Source organism: Undibacterium sp., from assembly GCF_030683615.1.
GTDB classification, from domain to species: domain Bacteria; phylum Pseudomonadota; class Gammaproteobacteria; order Burkholderiales; family Burkholderiaceae_D; genus Undibacterium; species Undibacterium umbellatum.
Genome location: NZ_JAUXQE010000021.1, coordinates 130,259 through 149,895, shown reverse-complemented (window position 1 = coordinate 149,895; position 19,637 = coordinate 130,259). Strand labels below are relative to the sequence as shown.

Genomic DNA, 19,637 nt, shown 5'->3' with positions numbered 1-19,637 from the left:
CATAAGCAAACTCATCTATGTCCAAATCTGTCCTTAGCCCGCGTCACATATTGATTGCAGCCATAGTCATTCTCTTGTGGGGAATGAATTTTGTGGTCATCAAAATTGGCTTGAAAGGTATACCGCCTTTTTTGATGGGAGCGTTGCGCTTTATTTTGGTTGCCTTCCCGGCGATTTTATTTTTACCTCGTCCGAAAGTACCACTCAAACTGTTGCTGGCGTACGCCATGTTCATCAGCCTGGGGCAGTTTGCCTTTTTGTTTTCAGCTATGGCAGTCGGCATGCCAGCAGGTCTGGCGTCATTGGTGCTGCAGGCCCAAGCTTTCTTTACGGTAGGTTTGTCTGCCATGGTATTTGGTGACAAGCTGCGCCCGAGCAATTTACTGGGCATGCTGATTGCAAGCACAGGTTTGATATTACTGGGCAGCGCCAGCATTAGCAGCTCTGCCAGCCAGGTGACATTAGCCGGTTTCGCTCTCACTTTATGCGCAGCATTTTCCTGGGCCAGTGGCAATGTCATCAATAAGAAGATAGGTGTGACCAATGTATTAAGCCTGGTGTCCTGGAGTGCTCTGGTACCCATCTTGCCCTTCTTCCTGCTCTCCTATATTTTTGAAGGGGGCGATGTTATTGTGCAGAGTTTGCAAAATATGAGTCTGTCTTCCGGACTCACCATTGTTTATCTAGCTGTAGCGGCAACTTTGATAGGCTATACCTTATGGGGGAAACTCCTGGCCAGCCTGCCCACGCACCTGGTAGCGCCGCTGACCCTGATGGTGCCAGTCGTTGGCCTGACCGCAGCATGGGTATTACTGGATGAGGCATTGAACCAAACCCAGTTACTGGGGGCCGCGACTGTGATGGCAGGCCTGCTGATTAATGTCTTTGGCACCAAGCTCGCAACTGGCGTGCGCCGCATATTCGCCTGAGTTTCGTAAACATCATGCACCGCATACAAGAAGTTTACTTTCTCTTACTGCCAGATACCCTGCTACTGGACGTTGCAGGGCCAGCCGACGCGCTTTTATTCGCTAACCGTTATCAAGATGAAGTGCGTTTTGAAATGCGTTTCATCAGCCCGCAACAGAGCATCGATTCATCTGTGGGATTGCGGCTCGGCCCCATGCAGCCTTTACCAGCCAAGCTTGATGCTAATGCTATTCTAGTTTTGCCTGGGCTGATTGGTGGGAATGAAGTTTATACACTACCGGATGCACAAGTCGCCATCACTTGGCTTGCACAGCACTTTCAGGCTGCCCACAGGCTGGTTTGCATATGTTCTGGCGCTCTGTTGGCAGCCCATGCCGGTTTATTAAGCGGACACCGGGCAACGACTCATCACAATCACTGCCTTGAACTGACCAGTATAGACAGCTCTATCAAGGTGGAAGAAAACCGTATCTTTGTGGAAGATGGCCGCATCTGCACCAGTGCCGGGGTTACAGCTGGTATAGACCTGGCCCTACATCTGATCAATGAACTTGCCGGGCCACTCACAGCCAGCGCGGTTGCCCGCAATCTGGTGGTGTATATGCGCCGATGCGGAAATGATTCCCAATTGTCGCCCTGGCTGAAATACCGCAATCACCTGCACCCTGCCGTTCATAAAATGCAGGATGCCATGGTGAAAGACCCGGCACATCCGTGGAACTTAGCTGAACTGGCAAGCATCGCCTGCAGCAGTAGTCGCCATGCCACCCGCGTCTTCAAACTACATACAGAAGTATCAATACAAGCCTATCTGACTTCACTTCGTTTATCATTGGCAAGTAAATTCCTGGCCAATACGGATTGGTCAATAGAACGCGTCGCTGAGTCATCTGGTTTTGGTTCTGCAAGGCAGTTCCGGCGCATTTGGAATATGCACTTCCCTGCTCCACCTTCAGCCTCGCAATTCAGATAAGGTGCTGCACATTTTAAATTTTTCAATTTAACAGCATGACACGCATCTGCCCAAAATGTAGTTACATACGCAAGGAAACCGACGAATGCCCCGAATGGCAATGTCCGTCATGTCAGGTTGCTTATATTAAAGCAGGTGACCTTCCAGGATCTCATAGCAAAAACGCCACGAGCAATAACAGAAATGCTCAGTTAAGCGAAAATAATTCTTCCAATGTTGGTAAGTGGCTGATTGCTCTGGTTATCGTTGCTGGTGTCAGTGCGCAAAGCTATCTAAGCCATAAAGAGAGCAAAAAACAAGAAGCAATTGCCCAGCAAAATCTAACGGAAGCAAGAGCAGCCAAAGCCTCAGGCCAAACCAAGCAGCAACCAGTCATCACCTTGTATGGCACTGGCTGGTGTGGTTATTGCGTTGCAGCTAGAAGTTTTTTTAAAGAAAACGGCATTGCATATACAGATTTGGATGTGGAAAAAAATAAGGAAGACTACAATTCTTACAGAAAGTTTGGTAAAAATGGCATTCCCGTCATCACTATAGACAACGAGGTAGTTGAAGGTTTTGATGAGGGCGAATTCCGTAGAAAACTGGACCCGTGGTTAAACAAGGTTTGACCTTGCCCCTATTGGAGGCTGTATGCAACTGAAATCCATGTTATTTGCTGGTGCATGCATCTTACTTTGTAGTAGCAGTTGGGCTGAAAATAGCATACAGGATATGCAATGGCTGCACGGTTGCTGGCAAGCCGCTGGCGCTGAAGTGGGTTCTGAAGAACATTGGCTGGCTCCCGCCGGCGGCAGCATGCTGGGCATGGGGCGCACAGTGCGCAAAGGCAAGACAGTGGCCTGGGAATTCATGCGCATACAAGAAAATGCGGATAGACTGACATTCACTGCCATGCCTTCCAGCAAGCCGGAAGCCACTTTCCAATTGCTGTTGCTTGACAAGCAAAGAGTTGTATTTGAAAACCCCAGACCCGAATTCCCCCAACGCGTCATCTATCAATTGAATGCCGATGGCAGCTTGCTGGGACGCATAGAGGGAAAACTCAAAGACCAGGAAAAAAGCATAGACTTTCCCGTGCAAAAAATACCATGTAGCAGATAGCATCCCATAAAAAGCATCGGGCAATAAAAAAACCGCATTTTCTGCGGTTTTTTATTGCCCTGCAAATGAGAGTTGACGATTACAGCCCAGTATGTTTTGCGATAAAGGTTTTCATCTCTGTCACATCGGCAGTCATGACTTCAAAGCGCTGTGGCAAGGCTTCAATGTTTTCAAAGCCCACCGGACGCTCTGCATCACGGCCCAAGGCTTCCTTGATGGTTTCATTGAATTTTGCTGGCAGGGCCGTCTCCAGCACTATCATGGGTACACCTTCTTGCAAATTTTCAAGAGCGACCTTGATTCCATCTGCGGTATGGGTGTCAATGGTGATGCCAAATTCCTTATCTACCTGACGTATGGTGTGCAAGCGGTCTGCATGAACAGATTTACCTGATACAAATCCAAACTTAGCAATCTTATTGAACTCATCACCATCACTACCCGGTTTGCCAGACAAATCAAAACCGCCTTCAGTTTCAACTTTCTTGAACAGAGCAGCAACACGGGTGGCATCCCTTTCCAGCAAATCATAGATAAAGCGCTCAAAATTCGAGGCCTTGGAGATATCCATGGATGGGCTGGTGGTATGCCAGGTTTCAGCTGATTTGCGTACGCGATAAATACCTGTGCGGAAAAACTCGTCCAGCACATCATTTTCATTGGTCGCTACAACCAGCTTATCGATAGGCAAACCCATCATCCGAGCAATGTGGCCAGCGCAAATATTACCGAAATTACCCGAGGGTACAGTGAATGAAACCTTTTGCTCATTGCTGGTAGTCGCACTCAGATAGCCACGGAAATAATACACAACCTGAGCTACAACACGTGCCCAGTTGATGGAATTGACCGTACCTATTTTTTGACGGTTTTTGAATTCCAGATCATTCGAGACTGCCTTGACCATGTCCTGGCAATCATCAAAAACGCCTTCGACAGCGATATTGAAAATATTCGGGTCTTGCAAACTGAACATCTGGGCAGTCTGGAAAGCACTCATTTTTTTATGCGGGGACAACATGAAAACCCGTATCCCCTTTTTGCCACGCATCGCATATTCAGCAGCGCTGCCAGTATCGCCAGAGGTCGCACCAAAAATATTCAGTTCTGCGCCATTCTTTGCCAATGTGTACTCAAACAAATTACCCAGCAATTGCATGGCCATGTCTTTGAATGCCAGGGTTGGGCCATTGGACAGGGCTTGCAACACCAGCTTGCGTCCATTTTTTTCCTGCAGTACACGCAAGGGCGTGATTTGCGCAGCAGATTCATCGCCACGTGCATTTTTATACACATCCGATGTATATGTCTTGTCTGCCAGCACCCTTAAATCGGCCTCGGGAATATCTGTGGCAAATTTTCTCAAGACTTCAAAAGCCAGCCCCGCATAAGACAGCTTGCGCCACGAATCGAGTTCCACATCAGTTACCTGAGGGTAAGTTGTTGGCAGATAAAGGCCACCATCAGGGGCCAGGCCACCTAAGAGTATTTCCGAGAAATTTTGTGCTGCGGTATGCCCGCGTGTTGAAGCGTATTGCATAAGTCGACAGGATGAGGGAAAGATTGATGGGAAGAATAAAGCGAATATTCTTCCCATTATAACTTTCCTGGAGTCTTAAAACCTCTGTAAATTTGGCAAAAATCCATTTTCATGCCTGCTTCATTCGGCCTGCAGTCTTTCCGGGTGAGAATAGGCTACAAAACCATGCTCACGGACAAAGCCTATCAGGCAAATACCCGCCTGCACTGCAAGATCAATCGCCAATGAAGTTGGCGCAGACAATGCAGCCAGGATGGCAATATTGGCCCGCGCTGCTTTTTGCACCAGTTCGTAGCTGATACGACTACTCATCAAGAGAAAGCCTGGCTCAAATGCCTTATGGATTACCTTGGCACTAGCCAAAGTGCCAAGCAATTTATCCAGGGCATTATGTCGCCCCACATCTTCACGCAAAGCCAGTATAAGCCCTTGCATATCTACCCAGGCAGCAGCATGAACTGCGCCTGTTTGTGAGTTAATAACTTGTTGTGCATTCAGGGCTTGCATCGCCTTGTACAAACTGGCTGGCGATAACTGTTCGACAAGTGCAGACTTGATTACGGGCAGTTGCATGGGCAAAGCCCGCAAGCTTTCCTTACCGCACAGGCCGCAACCAGTATTACCTGCCAGACTGCGTCGCCGCTCTTTCAAGGCAGCAAAGCGAGCCGCCGAGATGCGCATTTGTACTTCTATGCCATGCACATCGGCACTCGAAATACATTCAATCTCATAAATCTCACTGGGGTCGTCAACAATAGCTTCAGATAAGCTGAAACCCAAAGCAAAGTCTTCCAGATTCAAGGGAGTAGCCAGCATGACCGCATGGGAAATACCGTTGTAGACCAGGGCAACCGGCACTTCTTCTGCCACCTGATCCAGCACCGCTATACTTGCCTGACCATGAAAACTGACTCTTTGCACTTGATGTAGTATGACGCCGGTCGACACGGCTGCATCCTGATCTGCAGGCGCTGTCATCTTCTGGCATACCTGTCGGCCAGCTTCTGTCAGGCTCAGCATGCTGCGCTCACCATCTTGTTCCAGTCTTACCCAGCCTGCACCCTGATGCTGCCCCACACTTTGTTCGCCAAGGTAGGCAATACAGCGCAGCAGGGAACTCTGCCTCACGCCCAGGCGTTTGCCCAATCGAGGCAGGGAAACCGCCCCGGTATGATTGCTTAACTCAACCATGAGCTCAAGGCTGAGTTTGTCTTGCAAATTATCTAATGAATTCATTCAACCCCGCATTAAACCTGGGCGTGATGGGTATGGATGATCACGGGTATTGATTTCGAGGTAGGCGTGCGTGCGTGATCAGCAAAGCTGGACAAAGGCACCAAGCCATTGGTTTCGGGAAAATAAGCAGCCAGGCAGCCTTGAGGAATATTGTATTCAACCAGCATGAAGCGCTTTGCCTGACGTTTGACGCCATCATCGCACAGGCTCTCCATGTCTATCCAGTCACCTGCCTGCATGTTGAGTGCCTTGATATCATCTTTATTGATGAACAAAACCCGGCGCTCACCAAATACACCGCGATACCTGTCATTCATGCCATAGATGGTGGTATTGAATTGATCGTGCGAACGCATGGTCGCCAGATTGAAGACCGGTGATTGTCTTTGCCTGCGCGCCTGATGTATCGGTAAATCAATAGGTACGGCATGGGTATTGAAATTGGCCCTACCTGTTGCTGTCATCCATACACGCTCAGATGCGGTATTGCGCAAATGGAAGCCACCAGGCACGTTGACACGCTCGTTGAAATTGGCAAAGTCATCAAACACGGCAGCTATTTTATTGCGTATGCGGCTATAGTCAGCCTGCAACCAGGCCCACTGCGTCTTGCTGCGACCTTTGAGTGTAGCCTGTGCCAGACGGGCAACTACTGCCACTTCAGACAACAAGTCTGCCGATGCGGGAGGATTAATGCCGGATGACAGATGCACCATGCTCATGGAGTCTTCAACAGTCACGGTTTGCGGACCGGTTTCCTGGATATCGATTTCAGTACGTCCCAGGCACGGCAGGATGATTGCACTCTGCCCGCAGATCAAATGGCTGCGATTGAGCTTGGTTGTTACATGCACGGTCAATGCGCAGTTTTTCAAGGCTTTATGCGTCACTTCAGTATCCGGCGTAGCAGTGGCGAAATTGCCGCCCATGCCAAAAAATACCTTGCCACCTTCGTTGAGCATGGCCTCAATCGCACCGACAGTATCGTAGCCGTGTTTTTGCGGCGGCTGGAAATCAAATACCTGGCCCAAGCGCTCAAGGAAAGCTGCATTTGGTTTTTCTACGATACCCATAGTACGGTCACCCTGGACATTACTATGTCCGCGCACAGGGCAAGGCCCGGCGCCAGGGCGGCCTATATTGCCGCGCAAGAGCAGGAGATTGACGATCATCTGTATGGTAGCCACAGAATGCTTGTGCTGCGTGATGCCCATGCCCCAGCAGGCGATGACCTTGCCAGCCCCCATATAGGTATCTGCTGCGCGTTGTATCTGCGCCCTGTCCAGTCCGGATTCCCTGACGATGACCTCCCAAGGTTCCGCCATTGCTTCTGCAGCAAATTGCTCAAAATTGGCAGTATGTTCGGCGATGAAATCCACATCGATAATTCTATGCCGCCCTTCAGCTTGCGCCAATTGATCGGCTTCCAGCACACATTTGATCATGCCTTTGACTGTCGCCAGATCACCACCGATTTTCAATTGGAAATAGTCAGACGAAATGGTGGAAGCCTGATCGGTCAACATATCGATTGCATTTTGTGGGTTCTGGAATTTTTCCAAGCCACGCTCACGCAAGGGATTGAAAGAAACAATCGCAGCACCGCGCTTGGACGCTGCACGCAACTCACCCAGCATGCGCGGATGATTGGTGCCAGGGTTTTGTCCAAAAATCAAAATCGCATCGGCCTGCTGGAAATCTGACAGTAATACTGTGCCTTTGCCTATGCCGATAGCTTCGCGCATGGCGAAACCAGATGGCTCGTGACACATATTCGAACAATCGGGGAAATTATTAGTACCAAATTCACGTACAAACAATTGATACAGGAAAGCCGCTTCATTACTGGTGCGGCCCGAAGTATAAAAAATCGCATCGTCAGGACTAGGCAAGGCATTGAGATGCGTAGCAATAGTCTCAAAAGCCTGATCCCAATCAATTACCTGATACCGGTCGCTGGCACGGTCATATAGCATGGGATGAGTAATGCGCCCCTGGGATTCCAGCCAATAATCGGATTTTTCAAATAACTCAGTGACAGTAAGGCTGGAGATCACTTCTGGTGTGGCGCGTCGCGCTGTTGATTCGGCAGCAACTGCCTTGGCACCATTTTCACAAAACTCAAAGGTAGAGGTGTGATCTGCATCTGGCCAGGCACAACCTGGACAATCAAAACCATCTGGCTGGTTGGCAGACAGCAGAGTCATAGCCCCCTTCTTGGGGATGCCCTGTTCAAATATCTGTTGAGCTACACTTTTTAACGCTCCCCAGCCGCCTGCCGGCCTGTCATACACTTGAATTGTCTTATTCTTGCTCATACCTGCTTTTATCTCCACACAACAAATACCCTATGCCACAAGAATAATTGCAGCCAGGCAGCAAAATATGATGTAGCAAACAAGTTTACAGTGTAGATCTTACCAGAATCCGCAATATGGCATTCTGATTGGCACTTAACGATGGATGACGACCAGCAGGGCCTTGGCTTCGGTTTTACCCAAATTACGGATAGCATGATTTTTATCTGCGTCATAGCGTGCCGTTGCACCCAGTTTGAGCTTCTTGCGTGCGCCCTCCACTTCAATTTCGACGCTGCCATTCAACAAAGTCAGATGCTCTGATGCGCCAGGGTCATGTGAGTTTGACACTAATGCACCGCCGGGTGCCAGGGTCAGCTCATACCACTCGTATTTGCCCGCCAGTTCCATAGGCCCCAGTATGCGCAGGACATAACCAGCATGCTCACCTGGCAGTGTCGGCGTTTCGTGCGCTTCCAATACACGAATGGGATCAAGTTTGGGTGACTCAGATGACAATAGTTCCGCAATGCTGACACCCAAAGCATTTGCCAATCTCCATGCAACAGCTATAGTGGGGTTAGCCTTTTCCCTTTCTATCTGCGACAACATGGACTTCGACACTCCCGCTGTACGCGACAAATCTTCCAGCGTCAAACCACGCTCCAGACGCATTTTTTGCAAAGTCGCGCCCACTTCTGGCGGTGTATTAGGTAGAACTTTTTTCATAAAGACTCTTGCATCAGTGTATAAGCTAGCTTAATATTCGATATATCGAATATTAGTTCTAGATATTGAATTATTCAAATAATTTAGGATTTTCCAACAATAGTGTAACAGTGCCTTTGGTCTTCAGATATGAAATTGCCAGCTTTTCATCAATAAAGCTGGCAAACAAGGATCAATATGCGCAGCAACACACCAGATACACGGAGACACCATGAGTCAGACCACTTCCAGAACAAACTTCATCCACGGCTTGGCCAGCAATCTGAACAATTTGCGTGAACAAGGCCTTTACAAACCAGAGCGCGTGATTGCCTCCCGCCAGGGTTCTGAAGTTACTTGTGATGATGGCCGCAAGCTGATTAATTTGTGCGCGAACAATTACCTGGGTCTGTCTGGGGATGAGTCCATGGTGCAGGCATCCATTGCTGCCACTGAGCAATATGGTTATGGCCTGTCCTCCGTGCGCTTTATTTGCGGTACGCAAACTGTACACAAACAACTGGAAACAGCCTTGTCAGCTTTCCTTGGCACGGAAGACTGCATCCTTTACGCAGCCGCATTTGATGCCAATGGGGGTGTATTTGAACCCTTGTTCGATGAAAATGATGCCATCATCTCCGATGCACTGAACCACGCATCCATCATTGACGGCATACGCCTGTGCAAGGCCGCCCGCTTCCGTTATGCCCATAATGATATGGCTGACCTGGAAAAACAATTAATAACTGCTGCCGATAAGCGTCACCGCATCATCGTGACAGATGGCGTGTTCTCCATGGATGGCACGATTGCCCAGCTCGACAAGATCTGTGACCTTGCCGATAAATATGATGCGCTGGTCATGATTGATGAATGCCATGCATCCGGCTTCATGGGCGCGACTGGTCGTGGTACACATGAACATCATAATGTCCTGGGTCGCATAGATATTATTACTGGCACGTTAGGTAAAGCACTGGGTGGTGCCATGGGTGGCTTTACGGCTGCACGTAAGGAAGTCATCGACACCCTGCGCCAAAAATCCCGCCCATACCTGTTCTCCAACACCCTGGCACCGTCGATAGCCGGTGCGTCCCTGTCTGTTCTGGAGCGCTTGTCCAACTCGACTGAATTGCGTGACCGCCTGCATGCCAATACTGCACACTTCCGTCGTGAAATCGAAGCACTGGGCTTTACCATCAAACCAGGCACACATCCTGTCGTCCCCGTCATGCTGTTCGATGCGCCGGTTGCGCAAAAATTTGCTGCGCGCCTGTATGAACTGGGTGTCCTGGTGACTGGTTTCTTCTATCCGGTCGTTCCCATGGGACAAGCCCGCGTGCGTGTACAGCTGTCCGCCGCCCATACTACAGAACAATTGAATACTGCCCTGACTGCGTTTGCTCAGGCAGGTCGCGAATTAAACATCATTAAGTAAGGGATATCCATGGAACGTATTTTAGTGATAGGCGCCAACGGCCAGATCGGCAGTGAGTTGGTGGAAGCATTAGCAAACCAGCATGGGGCAGACAATGTAGTCGCTGCCGACATTAGGCCTGAAAGCCTGTATGGCGCTAAAATCTATGAAGTCATTGATGTCCTGAACCCTGAGAGACTGGCGCAAGTCGTGGCTCAATACGACATCACCCAGGTCTATCAACTGGCAGCAATGCTGTCGGCGACGGGTGAACAAGCCCCCCTAAAAGCCTGGACGCTGAACATGGATGGCCTGCTCAATATCCTTGAACTGGCACGCACACGCAATGAAGCTGGCAAGCCATTGAAAGTATTCTGGCCTTCCTCCATCGCTGCATTCGGCCCAAACACGCCACCGATCAATACACCACAATACGCGGTAATGGACCCCAGTACAATCTACGGCATCAGCAAACTGGCTGGCGAACGACTGTGCGAATATTATTTCCAAAAATACGGTGTCGATGTACGCAGCATACGTTACCCAGGCATCATCAGCTACAAATCTCCTCCAGGCGGTGGCACTACCGACTATGCGATAGCCATATTTCATTCGGCTCTGCGCGGCGAAATTTATGAATGTTTCCTTGAGTCAGAAACCAGCTTGCCGATGATCTACATGCCGGATGCTATACGCGCCACCATCTCCCTGATGGATGCGCCAGCCGCCAAACTTTCTATACGTTCTTCTTATAATGTAGCAGGTTTAAGCTTTAATCCACGGGAATTAGCGTTTGCAATCAAACAAAATTTGCCTGCATTTGACATACACTACGCGCCTGACAGCCGTCAGGCAATCGCCGCTTCCTGGCCACAAAGCCTGGATGATAACGTAGCGACAGCTGACTGGGGCTGGCAAGCACAAGTAGGCCTGCAACAACTGGTGGAAGACATGTTGAGAAATATTCGTGTCGATCAAAAGGCGTTCAAGGAGTTGGGTCAGGCCGCATAAATAATTAACAGAGACAAGTAAAGAGGTGAATTGATGGACATGCGTGTATTCGAATTATTTAAAATAGGCGTAGGCCCATCGAGTTCCCATACGGTCGGCCCCATGCTGGCTGCTCGCAGATTTTTGCTTGAATCTGCAGATTTGTATAAGGTGTCCAAAGTGCAGGTCGCCTTATACGGCTCCCTCGCTCTGACTGGCCATGGCCATGCAACCGACAAGGCAGTTTTACTGGGCTTGATGGGCGAGACGCCGCAAGACCTCGTTCCTGAAAGCGTGGATGAAAAACTGGCCGCCCTGGCCAGTTCAGGCAAAATGAATTTACTGGGTGAATACTCTGTCAAGTTTGATGTTGCCGCAGATATACTCTGGTTCAAGCAAGAAGTACTGCCTGGCCACCCGAATGGCATGAAATTCATACTGACTCGTAATGATGGCAGCTGTTTTGAAAAAATATACTATTCCACAGGCGGCGGTTTTATCTATTCGTCAGAAGAACTGGCGAATCCTGACTCTGACAACGGCGGCGAAAGGAAACCCCTTCCCTACCCATTTGGAACCATGGCCGAATTGTTGGCCCATGGTAAACGCACAGGCTTGTCCGTCACAGACATGATGCGCGCCAATGAAAATGTCTATTGTAGCGACGAAGAACTCGATGCTGGCCTGGATAAAATCTGGTCAGTCATGAAAGGCTGTATCTCGCGCGGTCTGCAAACGTCTGGCGAACTGCCAGGTGGATTGCATGTCAAACGACGCGCTGCCAAATTATGGCGCGCTGCCAATGAAACAGCTGACGTATTGCCACATGATGGCCTGCACCGTGTCAGTCTGTATGCCATGGCAGTCAATGAAGAAAATGCAGCTGGCGGCCGTGTAGTTACTGCGCCAACCAATGGTGCTGCCGGCATTATCCCGGCTGTGTTGCGCTACTACGCAGAAGACTGTAAACCCAGCCACCCAGAGCAAGGCATACGCAATTTCATGTTGGCAGCGTCCGCCATAGGCATGCTGTGCAAAAAGAATGCCTCGATTTCCGGCGCTGAAATCGGCTGCCAGGGCGAAGTCGGTGTGGCCTGTGCCATGGCAGCTGCTGGATTGACCGCCGCCCTTGGCGGCACTAATGAGCAAATTGAATCAGCCGCAGAAATCGGCATAGAACACCATTTGGGTATGACTTGTGACCCTATCGGCGGTCTGGTGCAAATTCCCTGCATAGAACGCAATGGCATGGGAGCAGTCAAGGCGATTACAGCTGCGTCATTATCCCTGCGCAGTGATGGCACGCATCATGTCAGTCTGGACGACGTAATAGAAACCATGCGTGCGACGGGTTTTGACATGCAGGCAAAATACAAGGAGACTTCCCTGGGCGGCCTGGCTGTACACGTGGTCACGGTTAACTACGCTGCCTGCTAATCCGAATACCCGGGCAACTGGATAAAAAATGGCCGCTCTCTCACAGCGGCCATTTTTTATTTAAGCACAAATCCTTTGTGCCCTGTCTGCCAAAGCAAGAAGGCCCAATTATCTGCAAGCTCACTAAGCGCATCATATTTCCAGCTACCAGCAAAGTCGGTACGAAATAATGCCGGTCTGGATTTTTCTTCATTTGCTGCTTGCAAACGCGCACTGAACTTGCCACTCATCCAGATTGGTGTATCGGCCAGACCAAAACGGGCCGATATCAGGGTTGCGGGATAACTCCGTCCAGCACTCAAGCTGGCATACGGACTCAGGTTACCCCCGGTAACATTACTCTTGCCGCCTGCATTCGACTTTTGGTTTTTGCCCGCAGTCACAGCTTCAGAGAGCACTGCCGCACTTTGCATGGCAACAAACAATTCAGGCCGCTGGCTGATGGCTTGCGCTAACCATCGCTTGCCTGGCGTTGTTTCTTGCGCGACCAGTTTCTTAGGGCTGGTATAACCTTCGGCAATCAAGTAGTCAGCAGCTGCAATAACCTCATCCAAGCCTTCATTTGGATTTTTTTGCTTGGCATTTTCATTTGCCGGAATATGAACAATAGCCATCAGGGCATCCTGTTCCAGCCATGCCAGTCGCAAGGTGTCGAACCTGGCCAACTTCGACAAACCAGTACCCGTATCCACCATCAACAAGCCAGGACGCTTACCATCCAGTTCCATGCCCTCGGAATATAGTAGTGTCAAGGCAATTTTCTTGTTGCTGCCAGGCCTGGAAATACTCAGGTTCTTGCTGACGAAACGATGAAAACCAACTTGCGGCGCACGGAACACCTCTACATTCCTGACTTGACCACCAGCCAATGCACGGTAAGCTAAAGGCGCGGCATTTGCGGCCTCCAGAACAAAGAGCACCCCTTCACTATCGGCATCGGCACTCAAGTCACTGATACGTCCCGAACGCGGCAAACTCAGGTCCTCCTGCTTACCGCCATCAAGCTCCACCTTCATGAGCTTGCTATACCCGGCTTCAACGGCATGAATATACAAGGCATTCCGGGCAACCGCCACATCCAGCAATTCATCACTGCTGGCGGGCAAGACTTCCTTGGCAGTGCTGATTTGCGGTGTCTTTAAATCCAGTTTAAGTATAGCCCCTGTATTCTTCTTTTTTGTTGATAACAGATAGAGTTGTTCACCAGCCAGCCATGCATTCCTCACTTTATCTGCTGGCGCTGCAATGCGCTGCCAGGGAGACGCTGCTCCATTTAGCTGATCCTGCTTGATGACGTACAGGCTGCGTTCTTGGTTATGCCCGTGCTGAACAGCTGCCAGCAGGTAGGGCGAGTTGGCTCTGGTCCTGATCGACACGATATCACTGACAGCAAATCGTCTGCTCTTGTTAACGCCTGGACCAATGACGGGAACATCAGTTTCCAGTTTACTGCCAAGTAAGTGCTGCCAGATAGCGCCACGGTCGGCACCTGGTTTTGTTGCGGACTTACGGTAATAAATCGCTGTGGAATCAGCATTCCAGGCAACATCCTTGATGTCTGCATCTATCATTTCCAGATTATCTTTGAGCATGCTGGCATCGCCAGTCTTGATAATACGCAGGCTTTGGCGCTGTCCAGGGGGGGTAATTATCGTCACGGCAACATGGCTGCCATCCACAGATGGCGTGAACAGACCTATGCTTTGCCCAATCTCGGTCAGCAGGAGCAAGCGCTCAGCATTGGTAGCGGCATTGCGCATGAAAAGCTGCTGCCTGTTATCCGCAGTTATGCGCACAAAAAACTGCATGCCCCGCACTTCCAGCAAACTACCGGCACCAAATTCTGTGCTTTGCAAGACTTTGAGGCGCTTCAGTAAAGCGTCCCGACCACTGATGTTTGCCAATGCCGCATTGGCAAAGTCAGTTTGCTTTTTCATCCAGGCCCGAACCTGGGCGTCACTTAGCGATTCCAGAAAGCGATGTCGGTCGTCAGCTTGCTCAGCCTGTCCTGAGGCACTAGGCTTGGGCAATGCGGGGTAATTTCCCCATGGCTGCAATTGTGCTAGTGCCAGCACTGGCCAAAATGTCAGCAGCACAGCAAGCTGTTTGATCTGTTGAATGTATCGACTTCCCGACATGCAGACTCCCAAGTCTTATTGTTTTAACAGGCACCTAGTATCTCTCAATGCGGCACCAAATGGCAAAAAGCATCTGGTTTTTCATGGGAAGGGGCGCTGCTCATGTTTCAATATTTGAATTTCGTCCCCCGGTTTCTGCATTTCATCGCAAACGCATGGCAGTCACAAGGTAACTTGCTTAAAGTGCTTACATCGAAAGACCACACGAAGAACCAGAGAGAAAATAATGAATATCGTCAAGAAAACTAATTTAACACTCTTAACCATTTGCGTATTTGCTGCTACCATAGTATCGGTGACTACATATATTAATAAACTTGCTGCAAAAGCAAATATTTCCACAGTCACAATAACAGCACAGAGACTGACAGAACAACAAAAGATAGCTTTTGATATCGAACAGGCTGGTAACACGATGCAAACTGTCTTCATTGCGGCGAAACGTCTCAGCCCTGAGGAAAAGCTCGCTCTTGATCAGCAAGGCAGGCAGACTCAACAGGCAAAGGTACCTGTACAGAAAAGGCCTCAATTGCTTGTTTAGCATCTACTATCCAAAGATTTGTATTAAAAATAGCAAAAAACACACCCACGGTTTACTGAAACATTAACTGTGATAGTTATGGCGATATTGATTTTTGACACCCACAGCACTTATTAATTTGCAGGCAATCATGTTAAAAAAATCTATTTTCTTGTGTGTGCTGTCTTCCACTTTGCTGGCTGGCATCGCTTTTTCACAAGATTTTATGTTTGCACCTTCCGTTCCGAGCCAGAACGAAGATCAGGACAAGACAACAGAAGTGATGCAAGAAGCGCCAGCACAAACACCGGCAGCCCCTGCGCCTCTGCAACTGGATAGAAGCGGAATTGACCGCGCATCCGTGCACTTACACATATTGCAGCAATCGAATCAACGTTTTACTGACAATTCACAAGCAGTACCTGCTGCAGCTAAAAAGACAACTTCAGAAGATAAAAAATCACAGGCCAAGTCGGCCAGCAGCACCTAATTTTTTCAGTCCAACCCGGATACGACACTATCTGGGTCATGGTGCATCACTATAGCGCTCCACGGTCTATCCTTTTACTCAATATCACTGAAGTTGAAGTCTGCCTGACACCATCCAGCGCTCCTATCTGATCCAGCAATTTGTCCAATGTATCCGTATTGCCGCACCGCAGGGTCAGCATATAGTCGATAGCACCGCTGACTGCACAAAGCGTTTCGGTCTCCGGTAACTGCTGCAGATACTTGATCAAGCCAGCAGCATAACGTGCTTCCACTGACAAACCCACATAAGCCCTGACAGCGGGCTGCACCAACTTCTGATTCAGCTTTAGGCCGTAGCCTGCTATGACTCCACGCTTCTCTAGTGCAGATATACGGGCGATCACGGTAGTTCTCGCTATACCCACCAATTTGGCAATACTTGTCACTGGCAGGCGGGCGTTATCCATCAACAAAGCCAGGATTTTGTCATCTATCTCATCAAGGTCGGGTTTCATATCGTCATTTTGTTTGATTATTTAGACATTTTATCTCGCAAATACACAATATGACGATAACTTTGCTGCTATTAACTGACAAAACTAAGGCCTAGACTTCAGTATCAATCTTACACTTCCATTCACAACACAACTATATACTGGAGACAAACATGACAACCAAACTAATACTTCTGGGCGCAGGCAAAATTGGTGATGCGATTCTGAATTTGCTGTCCCACACTGGCGATTACGAAATCACAGTGGCAGACCGTGACCCGGAACGTCTGAAATATGTACAGCTAGCCGGCTTCCCGAATACCCGCATCGTCCAGGCTGATCTGGGTGATAAAGCGGCAGTCACAGAGTTAATACGCGGACATAAGGTCACCATGTCTGCCTGCCCTTACTTTTTGACACCCATCATCGCTGGCGCAGCACGTGAAGCTAATTCCCATTATTTTGATTTGACTGAAGACGTGGAAAGCACACGTATTGTCAAACAACTGGCGGAAGGTGCTGATTGCGCCTTTGTACCACAATGCGGCCTAGCACCAGGTTTTATCTCTATCGTGGCCAATGATGTTGCCAAGCGTTTTGAAACCCTGCGCGATGTCAGCATGCGTGTCGGCGCCCTACCTACCTTCCCGAATAATGCGTTGAAATACAATCTAACCTGGAGCACTGACGGCCTGATCAATGAATACTGCAATCCTTGCGAAGCGATTGTTGATGGTCAATTGCGCGAAACCGCAGCCCTGGAAGAAATCGAGCATTTCTCCCTGGATGGCATAGACTACGAAGCCTTCAACACTTCTGGTGGCCTCGGCACTTTGTGCGAAAGCCTGGAAGGCAAGGTACAAAACCTGAATTACAAGACTGTGCGCTATCCTGGTCACCGCGATATCGTCAAAGTATTGATACGCGACCTGCAATTGGGCAAACTGGAGCGCCGTCCAATTTTGAAAGAAGTCATGGAAACCGCTATTCCCATGACCAAACAGGACGTGGTGCTGGTGTTTGTCAGTGTTGTTGGTATGCGCGATGGCCGCCTGGAACAAGAATCCTACGCGAAGAAAATCTATGCACAAAAAGTCAACGGCCAATTGCTGTCAGCCATACAGTTGACAACTGCCTCCGGCATTTGCGCTATGGTTGACCTGGTAGTTACAGGTAAATTGCCACAGCACGGTCTGGTGCGTCAGGAGCAAGCTGTCCTGGCTGATTTCCTGGCCAACCGATTTGGTCAATATTACGCAGCGTAATCAGCCAACATTGCTGTTCTGGGCACAAGATCGCTGCCAGAGCTACAATATGGCCACTGGCATTTAGCCTATCTAATAACTAATAAAGGCAGACTTTCCAAAAGAAAGTCTGCCTTTTAAAAACCTGACGAGGCAAACAAAATGGAAAACACCACTTTGCAAGCGATCCTGAAAGAGCTTGATATCAATTTAAGCGATTATCAGGGTAGCGACATTCACAGTATCTCCCCTATAGACGGCAAAAATCTGGCCAGCCTGCGCGCTGACACTGCGGCAGAGGTCAAACAACGCGTAGACCGTGCCCATGCCGCATTTTTACAATGGCGCAACGTCCCGGCGCCGCGTCGCGGTGAGTTGGTGCGCCTGTTTGGGGAAGAATTGCGCACTCACAAACTGGCCCTGGGTCAGTTGGTGACACTGGAAGCTGGCAAAATCCTACAAGAAGGCCTGGGCGAAGTACAAGAAATGATCGATATCTGCGATTTCGCAGTTGGTCTGTCACGGCAGTTGTATGGTCTAACGATAGCTTCAGAGCGTCCCGGCCATCGCATGATGGAACAATGGCATCCGATAGGCGTAGTGGGTGTCATTTCTGCCTTCAATTTCCCGGTCGCAGTCTGGGCATGGAATGCAGCACTGGCTTTTGTTTGCGGCAATAGTGTTACCTGGAAGCCGTCAGAAAAAACCCCACTGACTGCGATCGCTACCCGCGCCCTGTTCATGAAGGCAGTTGCCCGCTTTGGCAGCGATGCCCCGTCAGGTCTGGCAGAACTGATCATTGGTGGACGCGATACTGGCGCGCAAATGGTCGAAGACAAGCGCATCGCCCTGGTCAGCGCCACAGGCAGCACCCGCATGGGCCGCCAGGTTGCTGAAGTCTGCGCCAAGCGTTTGACTCGTACCATCCTTGAACTGGGCGGCAATAACGCCATGATCGTGGCTCCAAGCGCAGATCTGGAAATGGCCGTCCGTGCCATCACCTTCTCTGCTGTTGGCACTGCTGGTCAACGCTGCACTACCCTGCGCCGCCTGTTTGTCCATGACAGTATTTATGACACACTGGTGCCGCGCCTAAAGAAAATCTATGCAGGCCTGCCAGTCGGCAATCCTCTGGAAAAGACCACCCTGGTCGGCCCATTGATTGATGCTGCCTCTTTCGACGCCATGCAAAGCGCGTTGGCAATTGCCAAATCCGAACAAGGTCAAGTATTTGGCGGCGAACGCACCTTAGTTGAGGGCAACGAAGATGGCTTTTACGTCAGTCCGGCACTGGTAGAAATGCCAAGCCAGACTGCGTCCATGCACCATGAAACCTTTGCGCCCATCATGTACATAGTACGTTACAGCGATTTGCAGCAAGCCATCAGATTGAATAATGAAGTACCGCAAGGCCTGTCATCTTCAATCTTCACTACAGACTTGCGTGAAGCCGAAACTTTTGTCTCTGCTGCTGGCAGTGACTGCGGCATCGCGAACGTCAACATTGGACCTTCCGGCGCAGAAATTGGCGGCGCGTTTGGTGGCGAAAAAGAAACCGGTGGCGGCCGTGAATCTGGTTCTGACGCATGGAAAGCCTATATGCGTCGCACTACTAACACCTTCAATTACAGCAATTCCTTACCACTGGCGCAAGGCATCAGCTTTGATATTTGATCGAGATCAAATATACTAGCTTCAAAAGACCGCCAAATGGCGGTCTTTAACTTTATACCGCCAAGATTTCATCATACAATTTCTTACTCAGAACTCGCTTGTAAGGAGCAGCAAAAAAAATTTATGAAAAAAGCACTTACTTGCACTGACATCAAGCACTTGGAACAGTTACCAAATGTCGGCAAGGCTACAGTTGCCGACTTGCATCTACTAAGCATTACTGAGCCACAGCAGTTAAAAGGACGCAATCCCTACCAGATGTACGACGAGCTATGTGCCCTGACCAAAGTCAGGCATGACCCATGTGTCTACGATGTTTTCATTTCCATAGTAAAATTCATGAATGGCGAACCACCTCAGACTTGTTGGCATTACACAGCAGAACGCAAAGCTCACCTGGCATCGCCCTCCTCACTATAAGTCTATTCCTGACAAAATTACTCAAGTTTGCTATACTTGACTAA

General features: G+C 49.5%; 18 protein-coding genes. 12 read left to right on the top strand and 6 right to left on the bottom strand.

The genetic code is table 11. From position 1 onward, the window contains the following. Positions 1-17 precede the first annotated feature (17 nt). The 4 genes from Q8K39_RS10120 to Q8K39_RS10105 are packed head-to-tail and all read left to right on the top strand — an operon-like array spanning position 18 to position 3,007. Positions 18-929, top strand: a complete 912-nt coding sequence (locus Q8K39_RS10120; RefSeq protein WP_305259845.1) for an EamA family transporter — start codon at positions 18-20, stop codon at positions 927-929. 14 nt (positions 930-943) lie between these two features. After that, complete coding sequence (locus tag Q8K39_RS10115; protein WP_305259843.1) at positions 944-1,903, top strand: GlxA family transcriptional regulator; 960 nt, start codon at positions 944-946, stop codon at positions 1,901-1,903. Positions 1,904-1,938: 35 nt separating this feature from the next. Beyond that, positions 1,939-2,514 carry a glutaredoxin domain-containing protein gene (locus Q8K39_RS10110; protein WP_305259841.1) on the top strand — a complete coding sequence of 192 codons (576 nt, stop codon included), beginning with the start codon at positions 1,939-1,941 and terminating at the stop codon, positions 2,512-2,514. Positions 2,515-2,536: 22 nt separating this feature from the next. After that, complete coding sequence (locus Q8K39_RS10105) at positions 2,537-3,007, top strand: DUF6265 family protein (RefSeq protein ID WP_305259839.1); 471 nt, start codon at positions 2,537-2,539, stop codon at positions 3,005-3,007. Positions 3,008-3,086: 79 nt separating this feature from the next. Here the strand turns inward: Q8K39_RS10105 and thrC are convergent, their stop codons facing one another. From thrC to Q8K39_RS10085, 4 genes are all read right to left on the bottom strand, one after another. Continuing rightward, entirely contained in the window at positions 3,087-4,547 is a 1,461-nt protein-coding gene (gene thrC / locus Q8K39_RS10100) for a threonine synthase (RefSeq protein WP_305259837.1), read from the bottom strand. Positions 4,548-4,667: 120 nt separating this feature from the next. Continuing rightward, positions 4,668-5,783, bottom strand: coding sequence for a formate dehydrogenase accessory sulfurtransferase FdhD (gene fdhD, locus Q8K39_RS10095; RefSeq protein WP_305259835.1), 1,116 nt, complete (start codon positions 5,781-5,783; stop codon positions 4,668-4,670). Between the two features lie 11 nt (positions 5,784-5,794). Then, positions 5,795-8,101, bottom strand: coding sequence for an FdhF/YdeP family oxidoreductase (locus Q8K39_RS10090; protein WP_305259833.1), 2,307 nt, complete (start codon positions 8,099-8,101; stop codon positions 5,795-5,797). A 135-nt stretch (positions 8,102-8,236) separates the two neighbouring features. Next, positions 8,237-8,809, bottom strand: a complete 573-nt coding sequence (locus tag Q8K39_RS10085) for a helix-turn-helix domain-containing protein (protein ID WP_186951498.1) — start codon at positions 8,807-8,809, stop codon at positions 8,237-8,239. A 211-nt stretch (positions 8,810-9,020) separates the two neighbouring features. Here Q8K39_RS10085 and kbl point away from each other — a divergent pair, with 211 nt between their 5' ends. From kbl to Q8K39_RS10070, 3 genes are read left to right on the top strand one after another with little or no spacing between them, the layout of a single operon-like run. Then, positions 9,021-10,226 (top strand): glycine C-acetyltransferase, encoded by a 1,206-nt coding sequence (gene kbl / locus Q8K39_RS10080; protein ID WP_305259831.1) that lies wholly within the window; start codon positions 9,021-9,023, stop codon positions 10,224-10,226. 9 nt (positions 10,227-10,235) lie between these two features. Continuing rightward, positions 10,236-11,216, top strand: coding sequence for an NAD-dependent epimerase/dehydratase family protein (locus Q8K39_RS10075; protein WP_305259828.1), 981 nt, complete (start codon positions 10,236-10,238; stop codon positions 11,214-11,216). 33 nt (positions 11,217-11,249) lie between these two features. Then, complete coding sequence (locus Q8K39_RS10070; RefSeq protein ID WP_305259826.1) at positions 11,250-12,632, top strand: L-serine ammonia-lyase; 1,383 nt, start codon at positions 11,250-11,252, stop codon at positions 12,630-12,632. A 56-nt stretch (positions 12,633-12,688) separates the two neighbouring features. Here the strand turns inward: Q8K39_RS10070 and Q8K39_RS10065 are convergent, their stop codons facing one another. After that, positions 12,689-14,770, bottom strand: a complete 2,082-nt coding sequence (locus tag Q8K39_RS10065) for a hypothetical protein (protein ID WP_305259825.1) — start codon at positions 14,768-14,770, stop codon at positions 12,689-12,691. Positions 14,771-14,996: 226 nt separating this feature from the next. Here Q8K39_RS10065 and Q8K39_RS10060 point away from each other — a divergent pair, with 226 nt between their 5' ends. Beyond that, entirely contained in the window at positions 14,997-15,311 is a 315-nt protein-coding gene (locus Q8K39_RS10060) for a hypothetical protein (protein ID WP_305259823.1), read from the top strand. A 130-nt stretch (positions 15,312-15,441) separates the two neighbouring features. Next, positions 15,442-15,780: a hypothetical protein gene (locus Q8K39_RS10055; RefSeq protein ID WP_305259821.1), complete on the top strand. Its 339-nt coding sequence runs from the start codon at positions 15,442-15,444 to the stop codon at positions 15,778-15,780. Between the two features lie 49 nt (positions 15,781-15,829). On the opposite strand, the gene Q8K39_RS10050 is transcribed toward Q8K39_RS10055, so the two are convergent. Next, positions 15,830-16,276, bottom strand: a complete 447-nt coding sequence (locus Q8K39_RS10050) for an Lrp/AsnC family transcriptional regulator (protein WP_186951505.1) — start codon at positions 16,274-16,276, stop codon at positions 15,830-15,832. A 152-nt stretch (positions 16,277-16,428) separates the two neighbouring features. Here Q8K39_RS10050 and Q8K39_RS10045 point away from each other — a divergent pair, with 152 nt between their 5' ends. From Q8K39_RS10045 to Q8K39_RS10035, 3 genes are all read left to right on the top strand, one after another. Then, entirely contained in the window at positions 16,429-17,520 is a 1,092-nt protein-coding gene (locus Q8K39_RS10045) for a saccharopine dehydrogenase family protein (protein WP_305259820.1), read from the top strand. 141 nt (positions 17,521-17,661) lie between these two features. Continuing rightward, positions 17,662-19,173 carry an aldehyde dehydrogenase family protein gene (locus Q8K39_RS10040; RefSeq protein WP_305259819.1) on the top strand — a complete coding sequence of 504 codons (1,512 nt, stop codon included), beginning with the start codon at positions 17,662-17,664 and terminating at the stop codon, positions 19,171-19,173. A 123-nt stretch (positions 19,174-19,296) separates the two neighbouring features. After that, complete coding sequence (locus Q8K39_RS10035) at positions 19,297-19,593, top strand: helix-hairpin-helix domain-containing protein (protein ID WP_305259818.1); 297 nt, start codon at positions 19,297-19,299, stop codon at positions 19,591-19,593. The last annotated feature ends 44 nt before the right edge of the window (positions 19,594-19,637 follow it).

Coding starts and splice junctions, on each gene's coding strand:
- fdhD (WP_305259835.1), bottom strand. CDS start 5,783: ATGAATTCATTAGATAATTTGCAAGACAAACTCAGCCTTGAGCTCATG.
- Q8K39_RS10110 (WP_305259841.1), top strand. CDS start 1,939: ATGACACGCATCTGCCCAAAATGTAGTTACATACGCAAGGAAACCGAC.
- Q8K39_RS10045 (WP_305259820.1), top strand. CDS start 16,429: ATGACAACCAAACTAATACTTCTGGGCGCAGGCAAAATTGGTGATGCG.
- Q8K39_RS10035 (WP_305259818.1), top strand. CDS start 19,297: ATGAAAAAAGCACTTACTTGCACTGACATCAAGCACTTGGAACAGTTA.
- kbl (WP_305259831.1), top strand. CDS start 9,021: ATGAGTCAGACCACTTCCAGAACAAACTTCATCCACGGCTTGGCCAGC.
- Q8K39_RS10090 (WP_305259833.1), bottom strand. CDS start 8,101: ATGAGCAAGAATAAGACAATTCAAGTGTATGACAGGCCGGCAGGCGGC.
- Q8K39_RS10085 (WP_186951498.1), bottom strand. CDS start 8,809: ATGAAAAAAGTTCTACCTAATACACCGCCAGAAGTGGGCGCGACTTTG.
- Q8K39_RS10075 (WP_305259828.1), top strand. CDS start 10,236: ATGGAACGTATTTTAGTGATAGGCGCCAACGGCCAGATCGGCAGTGAG.
- Q8K39_RS10040 (WP_305259819.1), top strand. CDS start 17,662: ATGGAAAACACCACTTTGCAAGCGATCCTGAAAGAGCTTGATATCAAT.
- Q8K39_RS10055 (WP_305259821.1), top strand. CDS start 15,442: ATGTTAAAAAAATCTATTTTCTTGTGTGTGCTGTCTTCCACTTTGCTG.
- Q8K39_RS10065 (WP_305259825.1), bottom strand. CDS start 14,770: ATGTCGGGAAGTCGATACATTCAACAGATCAAACAGCTTGCTGTGCTG.
- Q8K39_RS10105 (WP_305259839.1), top strand. CDS start 2,537: ATGCAACTGAAATCCATGTTATTTGCTGGTGCATGCATCTTACTTTGT.
- Q8K39_RS10115 (WP_305259843.1), top strand. CDS start 944: ATGCACCGCATACAAGAAGTTTACTTTCTCTTACTGCCAGATACCCTG.
- Q8K39_RS10120 (WP_305259845.1), top strand. CDS start 18: ATGTCCAAATCTGTCCTTAGCCCGCGTCACATATTGATTGCAGCCATA.
- Q8K39_RS10070 (WP_305259826.1), top strand. CDS start 11,250: ATGGACATGCGTGTATTCGAATTATTTAAAATAGGCGTAGGCCCATCG.
- thrC (WP_305259837.1), bottom strand. CDS start 4,547: ATGCAATACGCTTCAACACGCGGGCATACCGCAGCACAAAATTTCTCG.
- Q8K39_RS10060 (WP_305259823.1), top strand. CDS start 14,997: ATGAATATCGTCAAGAAAACTAATTTAACACTCTTAACCATTTGCGTA.
- Q8K39_RS10050 (WP_186951505.1), bottom strand. CDS start 16,276: ATGAAACCCGACCTTGATGAGATAGATGACAAAATCCTGGCTTTGTTG.